Here is a 23,826-nt window from a genome sequence, read left to right as displayed (position 1 = left end):
GGTGCGGGCTTAACCCGCCGTGGCACCCAGGTCGAGCGATTCGAATGCCTGCGTCTTCTTTTGGGATTCTACGGAAAGGACTATGTCGCGCGTGTCCTTGCGGGCGTATATCCCGTAAACCACGCTTGCGTTAGCCATTATGCTCGCAAAAGTCTCTTCGGGGATGTTCGTGAACCCCTGGAACGAGAATTCGTCGTAGCAGGCGGTCATGTGCCCTTCGGGTACGAACTTGTGGCTGGCGGTGAACCCGCGGAACGGGCCTTGACCCAGCCGCACCGTCACCTGGTTGTCCTTGACCGAACTGATGATGCCGGTCCACCTGATGACCCTGAAGCCGAACTGCAGCTGGTACTTGATTGTTGCACCGGCGGCAAGTTCCTTAGGGAATATGTAATGGAGAAGCGGGCTCTTGCCGATAGTCAAGTTCAGGGGAGCATATTGAAGCGTTTCCAATACATTCGGAAGCGAGAACTCTTGCCATGACGTTTGACTGAACTGCACCATACGTTAATTAATTTAGCAAAAAAAGCGCGAAAGTGAACGAAAAATCTGTAAATTGCTCAAATTAGGCAAAAATGGCCTAAAACTATGCCGGCTCGAACATGTCGATGCGCTTCTTGTGCTTGCCGCCCATGAATTCCGTCTCGAGGAACTTGGTCGCGAAAACTTCGCACTGCGCGTAGGCGATGATGCGTGCCCCCATGCAGAGAACGTTCGCGTCGTTGTGGAGGCGCGTGAATTCGCAGGAGGTGAGGTCGCCGACGACTGCCGCGCGGATGCCCTTGTGCTTGTTGGCGGCCATGCTCATGCCGATGCCCGTACCGCAGATGAGGATTCCGCAGTCGGCTTCCTTGCCGGTTACCTTGTTGCAGACCTTGTCGGCGAACACCGGGTAGTCGCACGATTCCGTAGAATCGGTGCCCATGTCGAGGACTTTGTAGCCCTTGCCTTCCAGAAACTTGATGAGTTTTTCCTTGTATTCGAAAGCGGCGTGGTCGCAGCCGATAGCGATGGTCTTGAACATGATAATTTCCCGGTTTACGAGTGGAAAAGTACGCATCTGCGAACTTTATCGGGCAATATAGATAATTCGTCGGATTATGGCTCAAAACGGTTGGGGGCCGGTGCGAAATAAATCTATTTTTGGGCCAGTTATGGGCAATCTAGAGACCGACAGCAAGTTCCTGAAGAAGGCGATGATCGTGAACGTTGTGGGGACTATCCTCAAGGTTTGCGGGCCTCTCCTGACGTTCGTGATGGCGCGCATTTTCGGCGCTGCAGAATTCGGTATATTCGTTTCGGCACAGACGCTCCTCCTCACCATCGCGCACTCGGCAACCCTCGGACTCGACAAGGGGCTTTACTGGTACCTGCCGCAGAACAAGTTGAACGGTCGCCCTGCACACGATGGCATCATGGAATCGTTCTGGATTGCCGCCGCCATCGCGCTGTTCTGCACCGGCGTGATTTTCGTGGGGTCGTTTACCCCGTATATCTCGAAGGAACTCCCGTGGTACGCGGTCTCGCTCCTGTTCTACGTGGGCACGTACGTTTTCAGTACTGCATCCGAAGGCAACCGCCGTCCGCAGAATGCCGTGTTCGTGAATTCGTTCCTGACGGTCACGCTCGCGCCCGCGACTTCCATCGCGCTCCACTTCATGGGAATCCCGCATGCGCTCCCGCTGGGCCTGCTTGTGGGGCAGGTGGTGGGCTTCTGCGTGCACTTTGTGCTGGTGCGCCGCCAGTTCCCCGAGATGCCCATGAATCCGGGCAAGCTCGTGTCGAAGGGCCTGCTGCTCTACTCGCTCCCGCTCGGGTTCGGCGAGTTTGTTTCCTCGTTCCTCACGCGCTCTAGCCTCTGGCTGGTGATGCTCTTCCTCGGGCCCGAGAAGGCGGGTGCCTACGGTATCATGGTCACCATCTCGAACGCCCTCCAGACAATCCGCGTGGGGTTCACTCCTATCCTCACTCCGGTTGTCGCGGGTATGGACAAGGAACGCCTCAAGACCGACCTCAAGCCTGTCTACAGTTACTGCGTGTTCATGGTTACCTTCATCCAGTTGCTTATCGGGTTCTTCATCGTGCTGTTCCCGGGCGAAATTCTTTCTATCGCGGGCAAGGACTTCATCGTGCAGCCCGAGGCGCTCGGGATTCTCCTGCTGGTGCATCTCGTCGCGGGCTTTGGCGGCATGTCCATCGTGGTGTTGAACGGCATGGGCAAGAGCCTGTACTCCCTGATTATGGACGTGATTTCGCTGGGCGTGGCTCTTGCGCTCGGGTACTTCCTGATTCCTGCGCTCGGGCTCGTGGGTGCGGCCCTCTCGATGCTCGGCTACAACATCATGGCGATTATCTGCAACAACATCTACCTTATCAAGATGGGCTACAGGCCATATTCCGTACGGCTTGTGTCGCAGGTTGCATGGATTGTGGGGTTGATTACTTTCTATGTAATGCTCAACGTGAAACAGCCGGAACTTTCGCTTGTTGAAAAGGGCGGAATTTATCTGGCGGTTCTCGCGTTGCTCGGTATCTATTGGAAAATCGTGAAGAAGAAAATGGATGCCGATAGGGAAAAACTTACTAGCGGGAAGGCTGAATAATGAAGAAGATTGAACAGCAGGAATGTCGCGAAATCCAGATGTCTGTTTTGGACGAGATTGACCGCATTTGCAAGGAAAACAACCTGAAGTATAGCCTTGCCTATGGTACACTTCTTGGAGCTGTGCGCCATAAGGGCTATATTCCCTGGGATGACGATATCGACATTTGTATGTTGCGCGAGGATTACGAAAAACTCATCGCCATCTTGAAAGACAAGAATGCAGCGGGCCACAAGGAATGGCTCACGCTTGTCGACGATACCTGCGACGGCTATTTCTACCCGTTTGCAAAGGCCTACGACAACCGCACTACGGTCAAGATGGAACGCCACAAGGGCGAGATGGGAATCTGGGTCGATATCTTCCCGCTGGACGGCCTTCCGAAATCACATTTCTGGGAAAAGGCGTTCGTGCTGTATTGCAGCTTTTTGCGCGTGATTACGCTTGCCATTACAACGGATTTTAAGTCGAAGGGTTACGACGCCTGGACGCTTCTGTACAAGCGGTTCTTCTATGCGGTGGCCTGTATTGTGGGCAAAAAACGCTTCTGCCGCTATGTGGAACGCGTGATTCGCCGCTACCCGACAGCCCATTCGGGCCATGTTGCAACGCTATTCTTCGACACAAAAACCGACCGCATTCTGGACCTGGAAAAGATTGCGGAAACGGTCGACTACCCGTTCGAGAACCGCAAGTTTAGCGGTTACAGGAACTACGATTACTACCTGTCGCTCTTCTACCGCGACTACATGCAGCTTCCGCCCGAAGAAAAACGCTACAATCACGGGCTTGATGTGTGGTGGAAATAAGGAAAAATTTATATTTAAAAAGGTTTTGAATCGGGGTACAAGCCCCACAAAGGTAAAACATGAACTACTTGGACAGAAACGAATTCAACTTCAAGCCTTCGCAGAAGGTGCTCGATGCCGTCAAGAACTTTGACCCTGAACTGCTCTGCTTCTACACCCGCATCTATGACGAGGGCAAAAAGAGCATCTTCTCGGTAAAGCTCAGCGAAATCTACAACGTGCCCGAAGAACAGGTGCTGCTGGGTTACGGTGGCGAAGACATTCTGAAGAACGCTGTCCATTACTACCTCATGAAGGGTGACAACAAGACCATCATGATTCCGGAATTTTCGTGGTGGTACTACAACCGCATCGCCGGCGAATGTGGCGGTTCCTTCGAGATGTACCCGCTGCACGAAAAGGAAGATACCTTCGCTTACGACGTGGACGAGGTCATTGCGCTCACCAACAAGATTCACCCGCGCATGCTCTTGCTCGCTTCGCCGAACAACCCGACGGGCAACTGCCTTACGCCGGTCGAAATCGGCCGCATCATGGAAAATATCCCGAACGATACGATGGTGCTGATTGACGAGGCTTACGCTTCCTTTATCACGACCGATACGGCCTACATCGCTCCGCTCGTGAACAAGTATTCGAACCTGATTATTTCTCGCACGCTTTCCAAGTTCTTTGGACTTCCGGGACTGCGCATGGGCTTTGGTTTTATGGGCAAGGGGCACGAATCGTTCCTGAGCTACGCCAACAAGTACCTGGGCTACAACCGCTTTAGCGAAGCGGTGGCCATGGCCGCCATCGAAAGCGAAGATCACTACCGCAAGGTCGCCGACGAAATGGAATGGGACCGCCAGCTGTTCAAGAAGGAACTTGGCAACCTCCCGGGGTTCAAGGTGTACAAGAGCGTTGCGAACTTCATCCTTATCAAGTACCCGACCCGCATCAAGGAAGCCTTGCAGAAGGCTATGGCTGAACAGGATTACAAGATCAAGTTTATGAGCGACAAGGGCCTGGAAGACTGCCTGCGCATTACGCTTGGCCGTAAGGAACAGATTCAGGTGGTGGTCGACACCATCAAGCGTTGTGCTGCCGTATGATTGCCGTAATTCTTGCTGCCGGAATGGCGAAGCGCTTGCGCCCGCTCACCGATAACACGCCCAAGTGCCTTTTGGACGTGAAGGGCCGATCCCTTTTGGAACGCTCCATGGATGCAATCATGGCATCTGGTGTGCGTGATTTCGTGATTGTGACGGGTTACCTGAACCACATGATTGAAGACTTCGTGAAGAGCCATTACGGCGATTCCATTCGCGTGACCTTCATTCACAATGCGCTCTACGATTCCACGAACAACATCTATTCGCTTTGGCTTGCAGGCCAGGCTGTCGCGGGCAAGGAATTCCTGCTGCTCGACAGTGACCTGCTTTACGACCCGCAGATTGTAAAGAACGTGCTTGCGTCCAAGGCGGCGAACGTGCTTACGCTCATCCGTCACGAACTCGGCGAAGAAGAGATGAAGGTGGTGCTCGGTGCCGACGGAAACATTTCTGAAATCAGCAAGACGTGCTCTCCGAAGACTGCTGCAGGCGAAAGCCTCGGCATCGAGAAGATTGGTGCGGCCTATTCTACCGCCCTCTATGCCGAACTCGAAAAGATGATGAACGTGGAGCATTTGGAAAACACGTTCTACGAACTCGCCTTTGAACGCCTGATTCCGCAGGGCCACACTTACACCGTGTGGGATGCCTCGGACTATTTCTCGTGCGAGCTCGATACGGTAGAAGATTTTGAAAACGCGAAGTCCACGATTCCGCTGGACTAGCAAGATTGATTGGGGGATGTAATCCATGACCAAGTACCTTTTTGTCCTGACCAGTTCCCCGAAGGATTTTTTCTGTGAACAGACGCTGGTAGCCATCGCCTCCTTGCGGGTGCATAACCCGGGCGCCTTTGTGACGCTCCTGACCGACGACAAGACGGCTGCGACCCTCACCGGCCCGCGCGCGGCTCTGAAGGACGCGGTTGACGAACTGAAGGTGCTGACCCTCGACGAGAAGTTTACGCCCATGTTGCGTTCCCGCTACCTCAAGACGGTTATGCGCAATGTGGTCGACGGCGATTTCCTGTACATGGATTCCGACATCGCGATTGTGGGCGACCTCTCGATTCCCGAAGAATGGAAGGGCGGCATCTATGCGGTGCTCGATTTCCATACGAATCTCTCGAAGGCGATTAACCGCAAGAAGGTCTTGAACAACGCGAAGATGATGGGATTCTCGCCGATTCTGAACGACGAAATCTTTAACGGGGGAGTGATGTTTGCCGCTGACACTCCCGAAGCCCGCAAGTTCTTCGAAACCTGGCATGAACTGTGGCTCTATTGCGTGTCCAAGAATTTCCCGTACGACATGGCGAGCCTCGCCGAGACGAACTTCAAGTTTAATTACATCACCAAGAAAATGCCCGGCGGCTGGAACTGCCAGCTGGCTTACGGCAACCGTTTCTTGCCCACTGCGAAGGTGCTGCATTTCTTCGGTTCGCGAATCATCGATACCCGCGGCCACAAGGTGCCTGCCAGCATGGACTTGTTCTTGCCCAAGATTTTGCGCAAGGACTTCTATACCAACCTGAAGAACATTCCGGTGAAGGTCAATGCCGACAAGAGCATTACCATCAACGAGTATTATGACGACGTGATTGCCCACGCCAAGGAAGAGTTTGAATTCCAGACCCGTAAGGTGGGTGCGGCGGGCGCCTACATTATCCGCAGCTACGCCTTCGCGAAGTCGCTCGCGTGGATTTACAAGAAAATGCCTTTCCTTGTGTTCCCGCTGAGAATTTTGGGAACGCTTCTCGGGAAGGATAATCGCGGGGGCCGCAAGTGAACCTGCTATTCAATCTGGTGGCGGTACAGCCGATTCATAGTGCCAAGTTCCACGGCGGCGGAAGTTACGGCGAAGTGATTTTCTGGGCGCTAGTGAAGCGTCTTTATGGCAAGGTCACTGAGCCGGTTGGTGAGCCTGCCGAACTAGCAGAAGTAGCCGATGCATCGTTGTCACTCTTTTGCGCTTACGATAGTCGCAAGTACCTGGACCCGGCGATTGTCGATGCGTGCAAAACGCAGAATATTCCGCTGTTCGATATCAGCGAAAAAACGCCGCAGCAGATTATTGACGAAAACCAGATTGATTCCTTCTACACGCCGCTCTATTCGCTGGAAAAGAAGTGGGCGATAGACGTGAAGGACTTCGTGTTTACCTGGCACGGCGTGCGTGCACTTGAAATGCAGTACAGCTGGGCGGGTGTAGGTTTTGCCAAGAAACTCGGACAAAAGTTTGAGGCGCTGGTGCGTTACCGCGAAAGCTGGAAAAAGCATTACTACAAGCCCAAGTACCAGGACTTGGCGCGGCGCATGGCGGAGTCGCTGACTTTGGGGCCGGACGGTCGCAAGGTGCGTACCATTACGGTGAGCGAGCACAGCCGCGCCTCCATCAAGGCGTTCTTCCCGGAACTCATGGACCTGGAAATTCCGGTGTTCTACAGCCCCATGACGGAATATGAACCCGAAGGATTCTTGCCGCCGGGAGTTGTCGCGAAAAAATACTTCTTGCTCACGAGCGGAGCCCGCTGGGAAAAGAACAACCTGCACGCCGCCCGAGCGTTCGATGAACTGGTGGGCATGTATCAGTCACAGGGCAAGCCGCTTGACATGAAGATGGTCATTACCGGCGCTACGAATGCGCGTGCCTACTTGCGCCACCTCAAGCACAAGGACCGCTTTGTGCTTCTCGGCTATGTGGAAAGCAAGGAACTGGAATTCTTGCACAAGAATGCATACGCGTTCGTGTTCCCGAGCCTGAACGAGGGATTCGGCTACCCGCCGGTGCAATCCATGCGCTATGGCGTACCCGTAGCGGCGAGTGGCACGACTTCCATTCCCGAGGTCTGCGGCGATGCGGTGCTATACTTTGACCCGTATTCCGTGAGCGAAATCAAGAACCGCCTGGTGCAACTGCTCGACGCCCGCATCTATGCGGATTTTGCAGAACGCGCCCCGAAACGCTACGCGCAGGTTCACGCCCGCCAGGCCGAGGATTTGGAAAAGGCTGTAGATTTTATATTGAAACGTTGATTCCTGTGTCATCCCCGCGACCTGTGGTGAGCGAAGTCGAACCAAGGCGGGGATCTTCCTTTGCTTTTGCCTATGCGTCTGATTGATAAAATATTTTCTTGTTTAAAGAATCCCTACCTCACAATGGCACTCATTGCCCTTGTGGTACAGAGCGTACTGCTGGTGTTTTTCTACAGCCTGCCCGATCCGCTCGGGCTCTCGATGGCCGAAATGTTCGAGGGCAAGACCCTCTGGCAGATTTTCATGGCGTTCGGTGCAGTGCTTGCCATGGCTGGGCTTTTCGGGTTTGCTCGCGCTCCCCGCGGGCTTGCCGTCTTTTATGCGCTCTACTTCTTTATTGCTGTCGCGGACTACGATGTTTTTCGTTTTTCGCACCAGCGCCTTTCCTATTCCTTCCTGCGCACGTATTTCCACATCTCGAATATCACCGATGCCACTACGGTTTCTACGCTGGGTGGCGACCTGCTCGGGACGGTGCTCTGGGTTTCGATGGTCGTGCTCTGCTTTGCGGGTGGCATCGCCTTTGTAGTTGCCTATACGCTTCGGCTACGCGCTCGCCGCCAGACGCTCGTGCTCGATAACCGCAATGGCGCTTGGAAGCCCGCTTCCCGTAAGGTTCCCGGCGTGATGTTTGCCGTAGGTATGGCACTCTCGCTGGTGCCGCTCGTGCTGTTTCTTACGGGTACACGCGGGTGGATTGAAATCCCGGTGACGCACACGAAGGTGGACATGCGGTTTACGCTCGGCAAGCACACGCTTACGGCGCCCATCCTGCACATTGCCGCGGTCGAGACTTTCGAGTTCATTCATGACAACGCGAAGATTACCGAGGAACTTGTCGGCGATTTGGATGCCTTCTTGCCGAAGGACTTTGCGGCGGGTCGCAGCGATGCCCTGGAACTCCCGATGTACCGTAGCGCGCCGGCTCATGAATACAGGGCGAAAAAGCCCTACAACATCGTGTTCATCATGGGCGAATCGTTCAAGGGCCGTATATTCAACAAGATGCTGGTCGGCGATACCGCGGTAGCTCCGAACATCTGGACGCTTGCGAATGGCGCTTACTTCGAAAAGGATTCTGCCGGCAATGCGCTGGGTGGAGCCCTCTGGTTCAAGAACGCCTTTAGCGGCGGTTACCCGACGGTGCGCGGCACGATGGCGACCTACATGGGGTTCCCCTCGCACCCGAACCGTGACGTGCCCAGTTTCTATGCGGCGAACAAGTTCAAGGGCTGGCCCGAATTCCTGACAAACTATCAGCGGGCGTACGTGACGGTTTCGAACCCGATTTTTGACCATACGCTTCCGTTTATCGAAAAGTTTTTCGAAAAGGAATGGCACCTGATAGGCGAGGAGAAAGTGGAAGGTACTGCGGATAGCCTGGGTGTGGATCTAGCGATTGACGTGCTCCGGAAAATGCCGGCAGATAAGCCGTGGGAACTTTCATTCAACACGATTTCTTCGCATATTCCGTTCTACGGCTATCCCGATGCGTTTGCCGCAAAGCCGGACGACGCTATGGCGCGTTACAGGAACGCGGTTCGCTATACCGACCAGCAACTCGGGCGATTCTTCGAAGCTCTCTCCGCCCGCCCCGATTTCAAAAATACGGTTGTCTTTATCCTGGGGGACCACGACACTCCCGTGGATTCCGTGGATTACATGGTTCCGCAACCGCTCGGGCTTTCCGCATCGCAGATTTTCATCGGGATTTTCTCGGCGGATACCGCGCTCCTTAACGGGCTTACCGTTCGCGAGGATGTCGCGTCGCAACTGGATTTAGGTCCGACCATCTTTGACCTGGCGCAGGTGCGTGAACCGAATCATTTCTGGGGTTATGACTTGCTCGCTCAGGAGCGCCCTGCAGAACAGCCGTCGGTATTCTTCTCGCAGAACGCCTACTACCTCGGGTTCCGCGACCACGTTCTTACCGGAGGCCTCGAGAACGAGGACGTTTACCGCGCAGGCACGGGAGGCGAATCCCCGTATGCGCTCACGACGGATGCAAGCGACCTTGCCTGGAAAAAGAAGGCGGTGGGTGCCGCCAGAGTCGTTCGTTCTGTGCTCCGCAACGACATCATGATGCCGTAGGAATGATTGCTTCAGTAATAGTGCTTTAAATTTGCAAATCACTTATATTTAAAAGCAATTGCTTTCATACCATATTCTTCGGATGCCATATAGTATATGTTTCCGATAGGAACTCCTACAGTACTAGATGTTGATTTGCCCAAAATGATTATTCCGTCAGCTCCTATTTCACGAGCTTTTATTTTTATCTGTTTTAAATTCCAATCATCTTCAGTATCATCGCATGTAATTTGTGCTAATTCAATGTATGGTTCGGATGGTATTTTAGTTACATAAACTTCAATATTTGCATTTTCGCTTTTTGCCGGATAAGGCTCGTTTATCATGGTTACATTTGCTCTTGCCATTAAAAAACCTGTGCTTTGGCAGCTGACCATGAAAAAAAAGCATGTCATTATTAATACAATGTTTTTCATACATTACCCTATTTTAATAAAAATACATTTTTTAGTGACCGTCAATGGATTGAAAAATAAACTATTATGCATTTACATAATATGATATTATAATATCAAACGCGTTTGTAATGTTTCAACTACGTCTTTTTATCAGGAATATATGCGTGATTATCAATAACTTGAGTCGCGTGCCGTGCCGTATGCGGCCCTTTTTATTATATTGCCTTATATGGCTAACAAGAAATCACTTCCCGAAAGATTTTCCAATTGGTACATTCCGCTGATTTGCAGGCACCAGTACAAGGCACTTGCCTTCTACCTGATTTTGGCGGTTCTGTTTGCGGTTCCTATTCTCTTTAAGCCGGGCCTTAAGCTAGATGCCGACCTTTCGCACCTGCTGCCCGAGGGCACCCCGAGCGTGAAGGCTCTCGAGGAATCGTACCAGCGTTTCGGATCCACCGACAAGTTCATGATTGCCATCCAGAGCGAGGACGTGAACCTGGTGGTGGCCTTGCAGGATTCCATTGCCGATTACATTCACAAGAACTGGCAGGGAGACTTCGTTTCAACCCAGGTGGATAACGACAACCAGTTTTTCAAGGACAATGCACTTCTTTATCTGCCGGTAAAGCACCTCGAGAATATCCGCGACAATCTTGAGGATTTGCAGCTTGAAATTGGCCGCAAGAACGGCCCGCTCGTTGTGGATTTGCTGGGCGACGCCTCGACTGATTCGTCCCTTCGGCAGGCTCAGGGACCTGACTCCGCGCAAGTGGCTGCCGCGCCCGCGAAAAAGGAACGCGTGTGGTTTGACGAGAACCTGCCGCAGGAACTCGGCCTCCCTGACGAGGCGGTGAGTGCCTTTGACGCATTCTTCAAGAAATCCAAGGGCGACACAATCGATGCGAAGGCCGCCTCGAACGAAGAAGTGGAATGGGATTCCAAGTCGACGATTCCTTCTGAACTCAAGAACCGCCTGATTGGTTCCCCGCGCCCGGATAGTACCGGGAAGATTCTCTACAACGGCGTGGTGAACGCGAAGCTCATCAAGCCTTCTACCGACTACGAATTCGTGACGCATATCTTGGCCCGCACCGATTCCTTGCTTGCCTATTTCAGCAGCAAGACGTACCCGGTGCCCACACGCTTTACGGTGGAAGGCACCTACGAGGGCCTCAAGGAAGTGGATGAAGTGGCCAACGATTCCGTTTTCTCCTTCGCCATCAGCCTGGTGCTTATCATCTTCCTCACCATATTCTTCTTCAGGAGCGTAAAGGGCCCGATTCTGGTGACTGCTTCGGTGCTGTACGCCTGCCTCCCGACGCTTGCGTTTACGGCCCTGTTCTACGGGAAGCTGAACCCGTTCACGGTGTTTGTCGCCTCCATCATTCTGGGCATCGGTATCGACTACTCGATTCACATCTTGGGAACATCGCAGAAACTTTTGCACAAATACGCCACCCTTGAAGAAGTGCTGGAACACGCCCAGAGGAAGATGCTCAAGCCCTTCTTGCTCGCAAGCTTCACGACGATTGCTGCTTTCTTGACTCTTCTCGCTGCGCACTTCCGTGGGTTCTATGAGTTCGGCGTGGTGGCCTCCGTAGGCGTATTTTTCAGCATGCTTACCTCTGTGCTTGTGCTCCCCGTCTTTATCAAGTGCATGGGCGGAATCCCGAAGGCTCCGGAAAATTCCCTGTTGCCCAAGTCCTGGGACGAGGCGAAAATCCTCAAGTTCTTCAAGTATGCGGCCTTTGCGAGCTTTGCGCTCGGTGCAGTTTCCATTTGGTTTGCACAGGATGTGGACTTCGAACACAACCTCCGTAACCTGCGTCGCGTCTCGACGAACGTATCGGCCTCGAAGAACAAGATTTCTACGAAGGTGACGCGTGCTACAGGTAAGGCGGTAACGTCGACACCGGCCGCCGTGATGGGTTCTAAGCCCGAACAGCTCGACAAACTTTATGACACACTGATGGTGCGCCTGCACGTGGAACACGATTCCACCCTCGGAAGTTTCCTCACCCTCAAGAGTTTCGTTCCGCCAAAAGATTCCCAGGAAGCCCGCCTCGAAATCATCGAAGAAATCCGCGACCTTGTAGAGGCCCGCGTGTTTGATCGTGCCGAGGGCGAAGATTCCGTGAATATTGCGAACCTGCGCAAGCTATCCTCTGTAGAGAAAACCTTTACCGCCGAAGATGTCCCGAGCTGGACTCTTGACCTGTTGCGTGAAAAGGACGGCAGCTATGGAAAAATTGGCTTTATCTACGGTGACTTCCCGAGCTGGGATGCCCACGCGTTGCACCGATTCCAAGAACGCTATGGCCATTGGAACTTTGACGGCGAAGACCTGCGCACGTTCTCCTCGCAGTTCATTCTTTCCGACGTGATCGACTCCGTGAAGAAGGATAGCTTCAGGCTTGCGCTGGTGATTATTCTCGTGATTTTCGGTACGCTGGTCATTTCTTTCCGCAAGCCGAAACTCTTCTTGGCAGGCTGCATTTCCTTTGGCATGGGAACACTCCTCACCCTTGGGCTTCTCGGGTTCCTCACCGACATGTTTGAATTCGGGAAGATAAGCATTTACAACGTGATTGTTATCCCGATGGCGCTCGGTATCGGAATCGACTCCACGATTCACATGATTACCTCGTGGATGAGCGACAAGAATCTGACGCTCCGTCAACTGATGGATACCACCGGCCGTAACGTGATGGCAAGTTCCACCACGACGATTGCGGGCTTTGTCGGGTTCCTGTTCACCACCCACCGCGGCCTGAAGGGCATCGGCGACCTCGCATGCATCAGCATCGCGATGTTCCTGATTACAAGCATCATCTTTACGATGTATTTGTGCGGTGCCTGGCTCAAGAAAAAATAGCCTCGCTATAAGCTTCGCATAACATCCTTGCAGAAATCTAATCGGCTCGGCAATGCAACCATATAAATATGCTTGCGCTGCACTCGCCTCATAGATTTTCTCGGACACTCGCTGTATTTTTATACAGCTTCGGTCCTGTGGCGTCGTTCTGCTCGCTTCTAGCTTCGGCTTAGTGTATAAGCTTCGCATAACATCCTTCTCGACCGACTCGCCGTATTTAGAATACGGCTTCGGGGTCTGCGGCCTTGCTATACTCGCTTCTGACTTTGACTGTAGTTTATAAACGACGTTTTTTTTGTATTTTCTTTTATATGAGAAAATGCTTTGTTCTGATTGCGGCGTTGTTCGCTGTTCCGGCTCTTGCCGGGGAATCAATTCCTCAAGAACGCTTTGTCATTGACGTGGGTGGTGGCTTTGCGACTTACTCGAGCCTTACAGTTCTGGGCGGATCGCTGGAGGATTTCGATTATTGCAATAATGGAAAATGCGACGTTCCCGACGAAGTCGACTATGAATCGAATTATACGGTAGCGAGCCTAGGCGCACGCTACGTCTTTACCCCTCATATTGAGGCGGGTCTTGTGGCCTCTTACGAGTACTACAGTTCCTATGAAAGCGTTTGCGAAGGCACCGACCATGAAATGTACTGTAAGGCGGACGATTTCCTGGACCACCACCTGATACACATTGCGGTCGAGGGCAAGTTCAACTGGTTTACGCTCTTTGACCATTTCAGGCCATACAGTCGCATAGGCGTCGGAGCCTTGCTTGAATTTGACAGCGGGCTGGAAAGCGTCGGATTGCCCTCCGTCCAGTTGACGCCAGTCGGTCTGGAATTCCTGTTCCCGTATGTGAGCGTTTATGCAGAGCTGGGTGCGGGCTATCGCGGCTTTATGAGTGGCGGCATCGCGTTTAGAATTTAAAGCCCGCGTTCGAGCGAGTAATCCGAAATCTTGAGCAATGTATCGAGGGTCGCACCTAAATAAGTTTCTATTGGGCGGCCTTCTTCGTTTTGCAACTTGCCGGTGAGCTCGTTTTCCTGGCGGGTGTCGCTGTCGGCAAAGATGTGCGTCTCGTCCTGGGCGGGGTATTTCGCGATAAAGCGGTAACCGTCGAGCCCGATGGCGGCATAACCCGAATACGCCCCGAGGGAAAGGCCTGCGAGCGGTTCCGGCACGGAATCGGCCTCGGTTGGTGAGCTTGCCGAACCACCGCGCAGCAAGTTATGTCCCATAAATATATTCGGTACGGCGAATCCCGCAAGTTCAAGCACCGTGGGCGCGATGTCAATCTGAGCGGCAGGAGTCGTGTCACGGACGGCTTCGAGCCCCTTCCCGTGAATAAAGAACGGAATCCAGCTCACGTTCGAAAATCCGCCGCCGTTCATGGTAGAAACGCCGTTTTCACCCAGGGGGAATCCGTGGTCCGCCATGATGATCACGTAGGTGTTCTTGTACCATTCCTCGTTTTCGACAGCGCGAATAAAGCGGGCGATTTGCCTGTCGGCATAGCCCATGGTCACGTTGATGCGCTCCTGCAGCGGGCGGCTCTTTTCTTCGTCGGTCATGCCCGCGGCAAAGTTGAACGGGTAATGGTTCGAGCGCGTCATGAGCGTTGCAAGGAAGGGTTTGCCTTCTTTAGAAAGCGTGTCGCGCACGTATTCAATCGCGTTGTCGATGAAGGTGGAATCGTCTTCGCGTTCGCGGTTGTAATGCTGTTGCGTGTACCACTTGGACATCCACACGCCCAGATTATCCCAGGCGGGGTCGGCGGCAGACATGTAATGCGTGCTGTAGCCGTTTTCGGTCAGCACCTGCACAAAGCTCGGGAGCGTTACGTGCGCAAGGTCGGTCGCCTGCGCGAGTCTGGAATGGTGCGGAATGCCGATGTGCGTCGAGAGTACGCCGCCGGTAGTGGGCACGCCGCTCGTATGCATGCGCATCCACACGTGCGAATGGGCCGCGAGCGAATCCATGAACGGCGTGGGCGAGGGCTGGAGTTGCGGATTCATGTAGCCGGTATTCCAACCGCGCTGCGATTCCATGAGCACCAATATAAAATTTGGCTGCATTTCGCGCTGGGCCTTGAGCTTTTCGCTGTTCAGGAGTTCCGCACTCGGCACGCGGTAAAGCGGGAGACCGTTTCCTTCCTTCGCGTCGGAGAATTGCCAGTCGGAATCGCCCTCGATTTTTTGCCACAGGTTCTGGTAGGCCGTGCGGTACGTGCCAAGGTCGGCGTCTGTAAGGCCGCTCGCCTTCTTTGCCACGAACAGGTCGTTGTAAATTAGCGAAACGACCGGACGGAGCTTTGTCATGCGGGCGTTGCCGGTCCAGATAAAGTAAACGAACGAGTACGATGCGATGTAGAAGATGAGCATCGCGATGACGGATTTCTTGACATAGAAACGGTTCTCGCTTAAGCCTTCGCGGGAACGGTACCACTTGCAAAGCAATCTGTAAACACCGTATGTTAGCGGGAGCATAAGAGCCAACACCACAAACTGCAGGTACGGTACGGAAAGATCGTTTGCCACGTAGTCGTAGAACACGATGATGGAGGATGTGTCCTTGTAGGTGTCTACAAGCCCGAAGGTCAAATGCCCGCCCAAGAATCGCTGCGTCTCGTTGTCCAGAAGCGTCAGGAGCAAGATTGCGGTATGGAAAACGGCGTAGAGAATGGTCGTGACTTTTGTGACTACCGCGACTCTGCGGGTGGCGGCGGTCCCTGTCCCGATTGCATTAGAGCCGCTAGCGATGCGGACAGCGATTCCGCCCAGAATCAGGAACACCACGAGGGCGTTCACAATCCACATGAAGTCGATGCACACTGCATGGAAAATGAACCAGTCCGGCTTAGAGACGAACGGGAAGCCGTAGGGGTTGCTGCGGAACAGGAGCAGTACGCGCAAGACAATATGTGTGACCCATGCTGCAAGCGAAATCAGCACGAGGTTCTGCAGGGGGGCGACACTAGCCCCTATTTTCTTCAATACGTTTAAAAAAGCCTGTTTCATTCCTGGTCTTTGTTACAAATTTGTCTATAGAGATCCAGCTGCCGTTTGAAGCAGTCGTTCCAGCTGAACTTTTCGGCGTATGCGCGGGCCTTCTGCTTCATGGCCGCCATATCGCTGTGGTAGAGTTCCACGATGGCGTCGGCGAGCGCTTCGGGCGTGCGCTCCTTGAGGATTATGCCCGCACCGCTTTCGGTAACGTGCTCGAATGCGGCCCCCGCGGAGGCACCGATTTGCGCGTTCCCGCTTGCCATGCTTTCAAGTATCGAGAGCCCGAAGGTTTCCCAGCCCGAAAGCGCCAGCCCCAAATCCACGCTCGCGTAGTAGCGCGCCATCTCGTCGATGGAATTCACGAACCCGATGTAGCGGATATGCTCGTGCTTGCTTGCCGCTTCTTCGACAAGCGGGAGGCTCGGTCCCGTGCCCGCGAATACGATGGCGGGCTCGTGCCCGAGCTTTTGCGTGAGAATGTCGTAAGCCCCGAGTACGAGGTCGATTCCCTTCTCGTTGCAGTGCCTGTGCGGGAAGAACATCGTGAGTCTTTCGGGATTGCCCGCCTTGAGTTCGGCAACAAGCGATTCATCGCGCTTTGTGGGCGAGAACATCTCGATGTCGCATCCCAGCGGGATCCAGCGCGGGTCGGGCAGGCTGTTCTTGCGCAGCCTTGCCATCGCCTCCTTCGAGGAAGCCTGGATGCAGTCGAATCCCTTGAATTCCTTGCGGGCGTACCAGAACGCTTCCTTGCGGGCGAACGTGCCGAGACCTACTCCAAGTTTCTTCGCGACGGGGCGACCCACGTAGGTCACGGGAAAGTCCGCGTGCCAGAACCCCACCAGTTTCGATTCGGGGCTCACGCGCCTTGCCGCACGGCGCACTACCGTCGGGAGAATGTAGGGCGAACCCACCTCGATTATATCGGGCTTGTATTTCGCGAGTACAGGCTCTACCTGCGAGAGTTTCCAGATAAAGCGGTATTCCCAGTTGCCCGGGAACTTGAACGCCTGCACGTGCTCGATGACGAGGCTCTCGCTCTTCGCTTCGGTAAACGTTTTGGAATCGGGCATCACGAATACGGAAAGCACGCCCGCTCCAGGGTCGCGCGAAGCGAGCCTTTCGTAGAATGCCATCTTTTGCAGGTGGTAACGGCGCACGCCGCCGCCCGAGGGGCTCCAGAAGTTGTTGAAGTCCACGATGGTGAACATCAGGCTTCCTGGATGCGGTTGGACTGCGGGTCTATAGAAAGCTTGCCGTTGTAGAAGTTGTTGTTGCCGAGGCGCTTGGAATTGACGTTCAGCGCAAGTTCGCCGTCCTTGGATTCAAGCCAGTAGATGGCGTCGGAATCGCGCAGGTAGGCGCGCGGCGCGATAAGCGCTCCGTTCTCGTCTACAATCTCGCCGCCGATGAACAGCGGGATGTCGAGCGTCTTGTAGATGTCGAGCATTACGGAGGAACGCCTCTCGTGGATGTCGGCGAGGTCGGGGCGGTCGGTCACCTTGAAGTGGTCGATGCCGTCGATAATCACGACGAGGCCCGCGTGTTCGCGCTGTTCTTCCTTGAGCGTGGCGAGCAGTTCCTTGTTGTCGAACGAGGGCTGGTCTTCCCAGATTTCCAGGCGGTTGTCGCGCACGTAGCCCATGAGGGCGCGCGTCGCCTCAAGAATCCTCGCGTTGACTTCTTCGTCCGTGTTCTTCTTGCGCACGTCGAGCACCGAAAGCCCGGTGAGCATCGCGATCATGCGGTCGAATATCTGGCGGCGCGGTGTCTCGAGCGCGATGTAGATGAGCTTGATATCCTTGTTGGTCTCGATGAGGTCGAGCGCGAAACTCGAGAGCAGGGACGTCTTCAGGTTGAACGGGTTCGACGACACGTAGAAGATGCCGGACTGGATGCCGTCGATATCCCTGGACAGCTGCGGGAACGTGTTGAGCGGGTAGCCCACGCTTTCGTCGGGCGGGCAGCCCATCGCAGTGTCGAAGTTCTCCTTGATGTCCTGCAGCAGCATGGAACGGCGGTGCGTGTGGACCGTATCCTCTTCCGTCTCGTTGATGAGGTTCAGCAGGTGGTCTGCGCCGTAGTTGCGCACGAGCAGGTCTACCGTCTCGTCTTTCGGGAGCACGATGGACTTGAACTTGAGCCCCTGAGTTTCCGCCATCTTCAGGTAGTCCTGGATGCGGTATTCCTGGCTCCTGCGGTTCGCGTCGCGCCTGAGGATGAGGGTCACGGAATTTGCCCCGCAAGCCTTGAGCTTGTACAGGTGGCTCATCGTGAGGTCCTGGTACATCGTGGATACCACGCCGGGGATGCCCGCGAGGTCTGCGGTCAGAGCATCGAACATGCCTTCCACTATAATCGGGTTGTCGTTGTCGGGCTGGATGTTGAACGGGATGTCGACCGGACCCGAGGCATACGAGATGTACGGATTGTGCTCGCCGTCATCTTCCATGGAGCGACCGTACACGGAGTGGATGAGCCCCTTGGAGTTGCGTGCCGGGATGGTGATGCGCGGTTCGTGGTATGCCTCGAGGTTGTCGAGGTAGAACGATACCTGGTGGCGCTCGATGCCCGAAAGCATGCAGTAACTGTAGAAGGGTTCCGGATCGCCGCTGTAGTAGCCGAGACCGTAGAGCTGCGCCTGGCCGATGCTCCAGCCGCGGCTCTCGAAAAATTCTGCGGAAGAGGGGCTCTTGCAGGCGGCCCAGTGGCAGTAGCGTACGAAGTTCTCGAGCACGCGGGACTTCTCGCCGCCGATTTCCTTAATCCACGGATGTTCGTCGGGGTCGCTGTCCTGCTCGTGTTCCTGGGCTCCCAGGAATTCCATAGCTTCGGCACGGGCGGCGGGCTCCTCGAGCCCGTTGAAGCGGCTGCGCATCACGAATTCGACCAAGTCGCCTTCGCTGCCGCACTGCAGGCAGCGGTAACGCCAGTAGCCCAGCGCGTCGTAGAAGAACAACGACGTCTCTTCGGGCGAATGGAACGGGCAGCACGAAATAAGGTTACGGCCCCAGCGGTTCAGGGGTACGCCCAACTGCCGCGGGTGAGTCTTCTTGCGCATGATACCGGTGTGTTCTTGATCGACGACCATATAAAACCTCTCAATGAAAATCTAATAAGAAAATGCACCGGTCTTATGTTAAGCTAGACGTTTTTTACTAGAAAAACGGATTTATCTCCGAAGGTTTCTACGCAGGAAGCCTTTTCGCCAATATACAATCAGTCTGGGGCATCCTTGACACAACGGACGGCAACTGCATATTGTTTGCTTACAGGGACAATAACATCATAGCCTTCTGATACTAAAATATCATTATATGACATTATATCTATATACGCTTGTTGGTAATCAGATTCCATAGCAACCCACAACGCAGGGTGTCCTAGATATTCATCAAAATAATCTGATATCAGATCATAAATGCTAAACTGAGCCCTTTGATAATTAAACTCGTCATGTGAGTCACAGCAATATCGCCAATGCATCACACTAAGTTCCTCATCATATGTTGGCAAATGCCATCCCTCAGGACAAACACCTCGCGTAAAAGGAATTTTTTCGTCATCCCAAAGCGATATCGATATTCCCTGACATTTATGCCAGTTTTCTTCTAAAGAAAAAAAGCCGCAACCATCGGCATCTTCACTAAACAGCGCCGCACTATCTATGGCAGCAGACCAAAGATACAATCGGCCAAACTTTTCGCAGTTACCAGGATTGTTGTCCAAGCACCAACTTGAGGAATCTAATGTTGATGTCGGTTGTAAATAGGCAAAATTCAAATTTTCTATCATCCAAGTCTGTTTAGGAATATATTTATTACTAAACACACCTTCTATCGTTAATGTTTTGTAGACATTACCATCCCGTTCATCAGTCATTTCAGCGTGAGACAAATATAATCCAACTGAAGAACTGCTTTTCTCCTTGCTTGAGGAAGACTTAACAGATGAACTAGAACTGGAGACATTATCACTAGATGATTGCGTTTCCGAAGATTCCGGCGTGTTGGATGACGATAATTTGACTAAATACGGCTCAGGATACAGGATAGGTTCCGACGTTCCTCCGTCGCCGCAGGCGACAAGGAATAAGGCTACGCAAAATATCGGAAGGGTTCTACGCATTTAATCACTCACGGACATCAATATACACAATTATGGACCATAAAATTCTATAGTCTGAAGACGAATTCCCCCATAGGCCTCATCCTTCACTTTTTTGTAAATAATTCTGGGTGAAGGCAAAGACTGTCAAAGCTAGAAAAAAAACATTATCTTTTTCATGGATTACCTCCCACGTTCATCGGGTAGACCTTTATTCAACATCAGGAACATCCTTAACGCAACGGACAGAATGAGCCATACGCTTGTCTTCTGGAGGCAAGGCTCCACTAAGGGGATAGCCCTCCGAATACTCTAGCGAATAAGGACTAAAAGCATCCCGGAAAGCCATAGTATTACTTTTTTCCGTTGCCAACCAGAAATTCGAAGACCCCAAAATTTCCTCATCCTCATCCTCAAAATATTCTAGTAATTGCTCTTCCGCAAAGCCGCTTCCGTCTCTTAAACGCCAGAACAGCAGTTTGTAATATTCGTTGTAAGTGGGAAGTCTCCATTCTTCGGGGCAAATTCCCCGAATTTTTCTTTCGGAAGGACATTTAACCCATTCATCGTCTGTAGCGAAATAGCCACACCCCTTGGCATCTTCACTAAATACAGCCGCGCTATCTATTGCCGCAGACCACAAGTACAGCCTTCCATATCTTTTGCAGGTTTCCGGGTTGTTATCACCGCACCAGCTTGATGAATCCTCGGTAGAAGTTGGCTGTAGATAGGCATAGTTCAAATTCTCCGCCATCCATATTTGTTTTGGATAAAATTTGTCATAAAGCGTTCCACTGATAGTCATTGTCTTATAAACTTGTCCGTCACGCTCGTCAGTCATTTCTCCATAGGAGATATAGAGACCCACTGATGACGAACTTGAATTAACGCTGACTGACGACGAGCTAGAAACAACAGCGGCTCCATCAGAGGACTTGCCCTTGAGACAGCGCACATTAAGTAGTGTTTTCTTCAAATCAGATTTTGGATTTGCCATCATTGATTTATGCTCCTCCGTCATATTTAAACCCATATAGAATGCATTTTGGTCATTTTCTTCCGTTGACAACCAAAAAGTTGAACGCCCGAATAAGTCCAAGTCACTATTATGCATCATAGCATAGATCATATTTTTTATCTCGTTATTATTCGGCAAATGCCATCCCGCAGGACATATTCCACGTACAGGCGAAGCAGGAACACATACCAAGCCATCCCCGCACCCTAGACCATTCAAAGAAAAGTTTCCGGCGCTGTCCATCGCCGCACTCCACGAATATAATCCATCATATTTTGCGCAGTCGTTAACGGATTCATCAAAGCACTGTTGATTCACAATTTCATACATTAGATCCTGCGCCATCCACAACTGTTCCCCGATTTCTATTATCCTGTAAACATTTCCATCCCGCTTGTCCGTAACAAAGCACTCATTTTCGACACAGAACTCTTCACTTGACGTATCTGATTCTGCAGAAGACGATTGATTTTCCCGGCTCATAGTCTCACCAGAACTAACTTTTTCAAAACTAGAGGAACTACTTTCAAATTTTCCTACAGGATACAGAATAGGTTCCGACGTTCCTCCGTCGCCACAGGCGACAAGGAATAAGGCTACGCAAAATATCGGAAGGGTTCTACGCATTTAATCACTCACGGACATCAATATACACAATTATGGACCATAAAATTCTATAGTCTGAAGACGAATTCCCCCATAGGCCTCATCCTTCACTTTTTTGTAAATAATTCTGACCCTTTTCCCATTAAGCGAAGCCGACATGGCAAGGGAACCCGCTAATGTCAAAGAGAGCGGAGTCGCCTCATACTCATCTTCTACCAAAAAGAACGTGGTATAGGAAGGACTTGTTGTCGGATTTGATGGATTTTCGTATACGGCAAGGCGGCTAGTTTCAAGAGAAGTACATGCCGCATTTAAAGATATATTTAAATACAGCATGCTCTTTTCGCCGGCCACATTGAAACCGACATTGCATACGAACACGTTTTCTCTTGAACACGAGCCGTCCGGAATAGTTGATATAGATAATGAATCCGGAATGCCCGGAATATTACATCGTTCGTAGTTCTGGGTGAAGGCAAAGACTGCCAAAGCTAGAATCAAAAACATTATCTTTTTCATGGATTACCTCCCATCTTTTTTTGTAAATTCGAACGGCATTTTCAGAACCGACATTGGGTACACCTTTTATTCTATATCAGGAACATCCTTAACGCAACGGACAGAAAATGCAAAAAATTTATATGTACTTCCAGTAGACGGCACGCAACTTATTTCTTCGGTCATAACGCTATAGGCTTCGGAACCGATAGTTCCTTCGGAAGCAAACCAAAAAAAGCTCGCATCTTCGCCCCATTCAAAGAAATGTTCACCATTCGTATAATTATAGACAGTACAGCAATCCGGCTCCGCATAATAAAGACCTCCAAATTGCAATAAGAAACCATTTGTGACTTGGGCATCATTCTTCATCTTACATACAAGAGGTGTCGTACTTTGCAGATTACCATACTCCTGTCTCGTTGGCAAATGCCACCCTTCAGGACACACCCCTCGCCCCATCCCAGTAACATGACACTTTTGCCAACTTTCAACATTGCGGTAAAAACCGCAGCCTTTAGTATCCTCGCTGAACAGAGCTGCACTATCCATGGCAGCAGACCACAGATAAAGTCGTCCGTATTTTACACAGCTGTCCGGTTCGTTGTTGTAGCACCAACTAGAGGAATCTAGCGTCGATGTCGGCTGCAAATACGCATAGTTCAGATTTTCCGCCATCCATGTCTGTCTAGGAACCTTTACACGGTATTCTCCGCTTTCATTTTTTTTCGTTGTACAACCATCAATCGTCATCGTTCTATAGACATGGGCATCCCTTTCATCCGTCATCTCTCCATAAGAAACGTGCACATCACATGATGAACTGCTTTGACTGACTGACGATGAACTGCTTTGACTGACTGACGATGAACTGCTCCGAGCATTAAACGACAGCAGTTTGTCCATATTCTGTTCAGCACTTTGCCCTTTTACACAGCGAACGGAAAGTAATCTATATTTCATGCAAGTGGCGGGGTACAGGCTATACGACTCTTTATTAAAAGACAAAAAAGATGTCATATTCTCGTTTTCATCCGTAGATGACCACATATATGTACGTGTCAGAAAGCGCTCCGCAAAAATTGACGGCGTACTAGAATCTTCGGCTTGAGCAGCAATTTCCATCAATCCCCCCAATTCGGGCACCAACGGCTCTATTTCAAATTTGCTGGGCAGGTGCCACCCTGCAGGACATATTCCACGTACAGGATAGTCGGGCGAACACATAAGGCCGTCACCACACCCCAGGCCGTTTGTCGAAAAAACTCCGGCACTATCCATCGCAGTACTCCAAGAATAAAAACGGCCATATTGCGCACAACTGTCATGGTAGCAATGTTTAACCCCTATCTGATAATTTAGATTTTCCGCCATCCATACTTGGCCACCAACCTTCATCGTCTTGTAGATTTGCCCATCACGTTCATCGATCAACATTCCGTAATCGCAGTCTTCGTCAGTGCCGATTATACAAAGAAACGAGGCAGACGAAGAACTTTGCGCTTCTGACGATTCTGGTATTTCGAAAGATGACGATTCCGCCATAGAGGATGATGTTTCAACAGAGATTTCCCTTGGATACAGAATAGGTTCCGACGTCCCTCCGTCACCACAGGCGACGAGGAATAGACAAATACAAATAAACGAGAAAAAGCAAGCAAATTTAAACATAAACATTCTCAAAAAAA

General features: G+C 52.0%; 19 protein-coding genes. 9 read left to right on the top strand and 10 right to left on the bottom strand.

Features of this window, described 5'->3' with window-relative positions; all coding sequences use genetic code 11:
- Window positions 1-9: 9 nt before the first annotated feature.
- The gene (locus BUA44_RS03995) at window positions 10-504 is read right to left on the bottom strand and encodes a hypothetical protein (protein ID WP_143151854.1); all 495 of its coding nucleotides are present in this window, start codon (window positions 502-504) and stop codon (window positions 10-12) included.
- Between the two features lie 82 nt (window positions 505-586).
- Window positions 587-1,060 (bottom strand): ribose 5-phosphate isomerase B, encoded by a 474-nt coding sequence (rpiB, locus tag BUA44_RS03990; protein ID WP_218587593.1) that lies wholly within the window; start codon window positions 1,058-1,060, stop codon window positions 587-589.
- 94 nt (window positions 1,061-1,154) lie between these two features.
- On the opposite strand from rpiB, the gene BUA44_RS03985 reads away from it, so the two are divergent.
- The 7 genes from BUA44_RS03985 (at window position 1,155) to BUA44_RS03955 (ending at window position 9,632) form a co-directional block, all read left to right on the top strand.
- The gene (locus tag BUA44_RS03985; RefSeq protein WP_072808804.1) at window positions 1,155-2,603 is read left to right on the top strand and encodes an oligosaccharide flippase family protein; all 1,449 of its coding nucleotides are present in this window, start codon (window positions 1,155-1,157) and stop codon (window positions 2,601-2,603) included.
- Entirely contained in the window at window positions 2,603-3,412 is an 810-nt protein-coding gene (locus BUA44_RS03980) for a LicD family protein (protein ID WP_072808802.1), read from the top strand. Before BUA44_RS03985 ends, BUA44_RS03980 begins: the two co-directional genes overlap by 1 nt.
- 59 nt (window positions 3,413-3,471) lie before the next feature.
- Window positions 3,472-4,506, top strand: coding sequence for a pyridoxal phosphate-dependent aminotransferase (locus BUA44_RS03975; protein ID WP_072808800.1), 1,035 nt, complete (start codon window positions 3,472-3,474; stop codon window positions 4,504-4,506).
- On the top strand, window positions 4,503-5,231 hold the full coding sequence (locus tag BUA44_RS03970; protein WP_072808798.1) for a phosphocholine cytidylyltransferase family protein: 729 nt from the start codon (window positions 4,503-4,505) through the stop codon (window positions 5,229-5,231). Before BUA44_RS03975 ends, BUA44_RS03970 begins: the two co-directional genes overlap by 4 nt.
- 25 nt (window positions 5,232-5,256) lie before the next feature.
- Complete coding sequence (locus tag BUA44_RS03965; RefSeq protein WP_072808796.1) at window positions 5,257-6,294, top strand: glycosyltransferase family protein; 1,038 nt, start codon at window positions 5,257-5,259, stop codon at window positions 6,292-6,294.
- The gene (locus tag BUA44_RS03960; protein ID WP_072808794.1) at window positions 6,291-7,541 is read left to right on the top strand and encodes a glycosyltransferase; all 1,251 of its coding nucleotides are present in this window, start codon (window positions 6,291-6,293) and stop codon (window positions 7,539-7,541) included. Before BUA44_RS03965 ends, BUA44_RS03960 begins: the two co-directional genes overlap by 4 nt.
- 123 nt (window positions 7,542-7,664) lie before the next feature.
- A complete protein-coding gene (locus BUA44_RS03955) occupies window positions 7,665-9,632 on the top strand; it encodes an LTA synthase family protein (protein WP_255370452.1) in 1,968 nt (655 codons plus the stop codon).
- Window positions 9,633-9,670: 38 nt separating this feature from the next.
- On the opposite strand, the gene BUA44_RS03950 is transcribed toward BUA44_RS03955, so the two are convergent.
- A complete protein-coding gene (locus BUA44_RS03950; RefSeq protein WP_072808792.1) occupies window positions 9,671-10,048 on the bottom strand; it encodes a hypothetical protein in 378 nt (125 codons plus the stop codon).
- A 211-nt stretch (window positions 10,049-10,259) separates the two neighbouring features.
- Here BUA44_RS03950 and BUA44_RS03945 point away from each other — a divergent pair, with 211 nt between their 5' ends.
- Window positions 10,260-12,908, top strand: coding sequence for an efflux RND transporter permease subunit (locus BUA44_RS03945; RefSeq protein ID WP_072808790.1), 2,649 nt, complete (start codon window positions 10,260-10,262; stop codon window positions 12,906-12,908).
- A gap of 311 nt (window positions 12,909-13,219) precedes the next feature.
- A complete protein-coding gene (locus BUA44_RS03940; protein ID WP_143151853.1) occupies window positions 13,220-13,831 on the top strand; it encodes a hypothetical protein in 612 nt (203 codons plus the stop codon).
- On the opposite strand, the gene BUA44_RS03935 is transcribed toward BUA44_RS03940, so the two are convergent.
- The 7 genes from BUA44_RS03935 to BUA44_RS03905 form a co-directional block, all read right to left on the bottom strand.
- Complete coding sequence (locus tag BUA44_RS03935) at window positions 13,828-15,897, bottom strand: LTA synthase family protein (RefSeq protein ID WP_178348736.1); 2,070 nt, start codon at window positions 15,895-15,897, stop codon at window positions 13,828-13,830. The two genes, BUA44_RS03940 and BUA44_RS03935, sit on opposite strands and share 4 nt — an antisense overlap.
- Window positions 15,898-15,917: 20 nt before the next feature.
- On the bottom strand, window positions 15,918-17,120 hold the full coding sequence (locus tag BUA44_RS03930; RefSeq protein ID WP_072808783.1) for a glycosyltransferase: 1,203 nt from the start codon (window positions 17,118-17,120) through the stop codon (window positions 15,918-15,920).
- The gene (locus BUA44_RS03925) at window positions 17,120-19,000 is read right to left on the bottom strand and encodes a CHC2 zinc finger domain-containing protein (RefSeq protein ID WP_072808781.1); all 1,881 of its coding nucleotides are present in this window, start codon (window positions 18,998-19,000) and stop codon (window positions 17,120-17,122) included. Before BUA44_RS03925 ends, BUA44_RS03930 begins: the two co-directional genes overlap by 1 nt.
- Window positions 19,001-19,128: 128 nt before the next feature.
- Window positions 19,129-19,791: an FISUMP domain-containing protein gene (locus tag BUA44_RS03920; protein ID WP_178348735.1), complete on the bottom strand. Its 663-nt coding sequence runs from the start codon at window positions 19,789-19,791 to the stop codon at window positions 19,129-19,131.
- 436 nt (window positions 19,792-20,227) lie between these two features.
- Entirely contained in the window at window positions 20,228-21,661 is a 1,434-nt protein-coding gene (locus BUA44_RS03915; protein WP_083579459.1) for an FISUMP domain-containing protein, read from the bottom strand.
- 30 nt (window positions 21,662-21,691) lie between these two features.
- Window positions 21,692-22,159, bottom strand: a complete 468-nt coding sequence (locus BUA44_RS03910; protein ID WP_072808775.1) for a hypothetical protein — start codon at window positions 22,157-22,159, stop codon at window positions 21,692-21,694.
- A 66-nt stretch (window positions 22,160-22,225) separates the two neighbouring features.
- Window positions 22,226-23,815 carry an FISUMP domain-containing protein gene (locus BUA44_RS03905; RefSeq protein ID WP_143151852.1) on the bottom strand — a complete coding sequence of 530 codons (1,590 nt, stop codon included), beginning with the start codon at window positions 23,813-23,815 and terminating at the stop codon, window positions 22,226-22,228.
- Window positions 23,816-23,826 lie beyond the last annotated feature (11 nt).

This window comes from Fibrobacter sp. UWR3 (genome assembly GCF_900143055.1).
Classification (GTDB): Bacteria; Fibrobacterota; Fibrobacteria; order Fibrobacterales; family Fibrobacteraceae; genus Fibrobacter.
The sequence above is the reverse complement of the archived record's forward strand: the minus strand, read 5'-3'. Positions and strand labels throughout refer to the sequence as shown.

What these genes read in the sequence shown, in the direction of transcription:
- BUA44_RS03950 (WP_072808792.1), bottom strand. Translation starts at nt 10,048, where the DNA reads ATGAAAAACATTGTATTAATAATGACATGCTTTTTTTTCATGGTCAGC.
- BUA44_RS03920 (WP_178348735.1), bottom strand. Translation starts at nt 19,791, where the DNA reads ATGACTGATGAACGGGATGGTAATGTCTACAAAACATTAACGATAGAA.
- BUA44_RS03975 (WP_072808800.1), top strand. Translation starts at nt 3,472, where the DNA reads ATGAACTACTTGGACAGAAACGAATTCAACTTCAAGCCTTCGCAGAAG.
- BUA44_RS03940 (WP_143151853.1), top strand. Translation starts at nt 13,220, where the DNA reads ATGAGAAAATGCTTTGTTCTGATTGCGGCGTTGTTCGCTGTTCCGGCT.
- BUA44_RS03995 (WP_143151854.1), bottom strand. Translation starts at nt 504, where the DNA reads ATGGTGCAGTTCAGTCAAACGTCATGGCAAGAGTTCTCGCTTCCGAAT.
- BUA44_RS03945 (WP_072808790.1), top strand. Translation starts at nt 10,260, where the DNA reads ATGGCTAACAAGAAATCACTTCCCGAAAGATTTTCCAATTGGTACATT.
- BUA44_RS03905 (WP_143151852.1), bottom strand. Translation starts at nt 23,815, where the DNA reads ATGTTTATGTTTAAATTTGCTTGCTTTTTCTCGTTTATTTGTATTTGT.
- BUA44_RS03915 (WP_083579459.1), bottom strand. Translation starts at nt 21,661, where the DNA reads ATGCGTAGAACCCTTCCGATATTTTGCGTAGCCTTATTCCTTGTCGCC.
- BUA44_RS03930 (WP_072808783.1), bottom strand. Translation starts at nt 17,120, where the DNA reads ATGTTCACCATCGTGGACTTCAACAACTTCTGGAGCCCCTCGGGCGGC.
- BUA44_RS03925 (WP_072808781.1), bottom strand. Translation starts at nt 19,000, where the DNA reads ATGGTCGTCGATCAAGAACACACCGGTATCATGCGCAAGAAGACTCAC.
- rpiB (WP_218587593.1), bottom strand. Translation starts at nt 1,060, where the DNA reads ATGCGTACTTTTCCACTCGTAAACCGGGAAATTATCATGTTCAAGACC.
- BUA44_RS03980 (WP_072808802.1), top strand. Translation starts at nt 2,603, where the DNA reads ATGAAGAAGATTGAACAGCAGGAATGTCGCGAAATCCAGATGTCTGTT.
- BUA44_RS03970 (WP_072808798.1), top strand. Translation starts at nt 4,503, where the DNA reads ATGATTGCCGTAATTCTTGCTGCCGGAATGGCGAAGCGCTTGCGCCCG.
- BUA44_RS03965 (WP_072808796.1), top strand. Translation starts at nt 5,257, where the DNA reads ATGACCAAGTACCTTTTTGTCCTGACCAGTTCCCCGAAGGATTTTTTC.
- BUA44_RS03985 (WP_072808804.1), top strand. Translation starts at nt 1,155, where the DNA reads ATGGGCAATCTAGAGACCGACAGCAAGTTCCTGAAGAAGGCGATGATC.
- BUA44_RS03955 (WP_255370452.1), top strand. Translation starts at nt 7,665, where the DNA reads ATGGCACTCATTGCCCTTGTGGTACAGAGCGTACTGCTGGTGTTTTTC.
- BUA44_RS03910 (WP_072808775.1), bottom strand. Translation starts at nt 22,159, where the DNA reads ATGAAAAAGATAATGTTTTTGATTCTAGCTTTGGCAGTCTTTGCCTTC.